The 2,579-nt window shown below is 33.2% G+C and carries 2 protein-coding genes; both read left to right on the top strand.

Annotated features, from left to right (window positions below):
• Positions 1-415 precede the first annotated feature (415 nt).
• Positions 416-1,333 (top strand): cation diffusion facilitator family transporter, encoded by a 918-nt coding sequence (locus tag AFK68_RS02370; RefSeq protein ID WP_094671327.1) that lies wholly within the window; start codon positions 416-418, stop codon positions 1,331-1,333.
• A 581-nt stretch (positions 1,334-1,914) separates the two neighbouring features.
• Entirely contained in the window at positions 1,915-2,040 is a 126-nt protein-coding gene (locus AFK68_RS43230) for a hypothetical protein (RefSeq protein ID WP_256386464.1), read from the top strand.
• Positions 2,041-2,579 lie beyond the last annotated feature (539 nt).

The following is a 2,579-nucleotide window of genomic DNA, read 5'->3' as shown; positions in this document are numbered from 1 at the left end:
CAAAGATTAGTCATAACTTTGAAAAAAGCTTTTGTTAAAGCAAGATTAATAATGAATAATGAATAATGAATAATTAATAATGAAAGAGTTTTTTAAACCTTTAATTTGCTATCTAACTTTTATAATTATCTAATTATTCATTGCCTACTATGTCCACCGATAACCGCAAACAAGGATAAGTCCAGTAGGGTGCGTTAGACGGCTACAATTTAAGCTATGACAAGGTATTTAGCAATCCGTCGTAACGCACCATTGAGTAGTTTGTAGGGGCTAAAATGGTGCGTTACGGCGCAATGTCATACTTGAGAGTTCAACGGTATTTGCAGTAAGCGCCTAACGCACCCTACTGCCTACTGCCTGCTTTTTTCCTAAATTAAATTATGAATTATCAATTATCAATTATCAATTACTCATAATGTCTACCGATAACCGTAAACAAGTCCGCAAAGTCTTAATTATCACTTTACTACTCAATTTATTAGTGATGTTAATTAAAGCAACAATAGCATTTTCCACAGGTTCCCTCAGCTTACTTGCTGATGCTTTACATAGCGTTACTGACAGTGCTAATAATATTTTAGGATTAGTCACAAATCACCTTGCTTCCCCCAAACCAGATCGCGAACATCCCTACGGACACCAAAAATTTGATGCTATTGGTGCTTTAGGTATTGCTGCATTTCTGGGTATCGCTTGTTTTGAAATTTTGAGTGGTGCAATAGAAAGAATAGTCGGAGGTACTCAAGAAGTTGATATTTCCCCACTTGCGCTGTGGATATTGTTAATAGTGCTGGGAATTAATATTTTTGTGGCATTTTATGAACGTCGGGTAGGGAAAAAAATTGGTAGTAGCATTTTGATAGCTGACTCCCATCATACCATGAGTGATATTTGGGTGACAGTAATAGTAATTGCAGGATTAATTGGTGTTTGGCAAGGAAATAAATTTAACTTACCTATTTTCCTTTGGTTAGACGTAATTTTAGCTTTTCCGGTTGCTTTATTAGTATTTCGTAGCGCTTGGGAAGTTTTGAAAGAAAACTTGCCTTGGTTAGTAGACTATATGGCAGTTGCACCAGAAGCTATTCATGCGATCGCTATGGAAGTTCCAGGAGTAGTTAACTGTCACGATATTGCCTCTCGTGGAGTTATTGGTCGTCAAGTATTTATTGAAATGCACCTCATTGTTAACAGTGATGATGTAAAAACTGCTCATCAAATTACTGAAGAGGTAGAAGCACGTCTACAAGAAAGGTTTTATCCTGCTAGAATTATGATTCACGTTGAACCTCCTGCTTATAAATCAGAACATATTTCTTATGAAAGGGAATAGGGAGTGGGGAATAGGGAGTAGGGAATAATAAGAATCAAATCGAGAAACAAGGTTTGTATCAAATGCCCCAGCATACTAAAATCTACCTTCCATAAACCCGGTTTCTTATAACACTCCAAAGCCAGAAGTATTTATTATCATATATAAAAAAGTTTGTCAATTAGTTAGACAAAATGTAAAGTAACAAAATTCTTAGTTGTTGAAAAAGTAAAGTTTTCCACAGTTAAAATATAGTTTTCCACAGATTTTTCCACAAAGATTAAGGTTAAGTTAAAAGATAAAACATCAATTATTTAAGATTCACTAATATTCACGTTCTTTGAGAAGCATGATAAATAGTTTAGTCTAGACAAATTTAGTTTTATCTTGAAAAATATGATATGCACAAAGATAGAGATTAATTTNGGGCGATCGTGAAAAACTTCTCCGAAAAGATTAAGGTTAAGTTAAAAGATAAAACATCAATTATTTAAGATTCACTAATATTCACGTTCTTTGAGAAGCATGATAAATAGTTTAGTCTAGACAAATTTAGTTTTATCTTGAAAAATATGATATGCACAAAGATAGAGATTAATTTTATGGGTTCAACTTTCCACAGTTACGAAGTAGGAATGCAGGTATCTATCAATTCTGGCAAAGATAATTTTCCTTATGCAACTTTGATTGCTATTTCCCAGACACTAACAACAGAAAACCACAATTAGTTATACCAAATTCAAAAAAGGCAGTTACATCTTAATTTGTGATTTATTCCTACAATAAAAAATTGTAAATCCCATAAATTGTAAAAATAAAACCTTTTTTACTCTTTTTTTATCATGTTTTTCTTTCCCTGTTCCCTCCATACCTGTTCCCTGTTCCCTATGTTGTGACTGTAGCAATATTTTATGAAATTGGTATTACTTTCGTCAGTAATACAGGTGGTTGCCTCTTCGTTTAACCGTTCAGGTTGAGCAAAGCAGCATAACCAGCACTGCGTATCCAATAACAGTTTCACCCTAATATTTCACAGTTTCCTTTCATTTTCTATAAATAGAGTTTGTCAACTTTGAGGTAATTCATCAGAGATTGAATGTATCAGGAAATATAAAAAGGAGATAGGGAACAGGGAACACTTAACTGGGAACAGTTCATTAATGGATAATGGATAATGGATAATGGATAATTGATAATTGATAATTGATAATTGATAATGGATAATTGATAATGGATAATGGATAATTGATAATGGATAATTGATAAT

Origin of the sequence: Hydrocoleum sp. CS-953 (genome assembly GCF_002260545.1) — a bacterium.
Classification (GTDB): domain Bacteria; phylum Cyanobacteriota; class Cyanobacteriia; order Cyanobacteriales; family Microcoleaceae; genus Trichodesmium.
Note: the sequence above shows the minus strand (reverse complement) of the source record. Positions and strands in the feature narration are given on the sequence as shown.

Excerpts from the sequence above, each read along its gene's own strand:
- AFK68_RS02370 (WP_094671327.1), top strand. The coding sequence starts at position 416 with ATGTCTACCGATAACCGTAAACAAGTCCGCAAAGTCTTAATTATCACT.
- AFK68_RS43230 (WP_256386464.1), top strand. The coding sequence starts at position 1,915 with ATGGGTTCAACTTTCCACAGTTACGAAGTAGGAATGCAGGTATCTATC.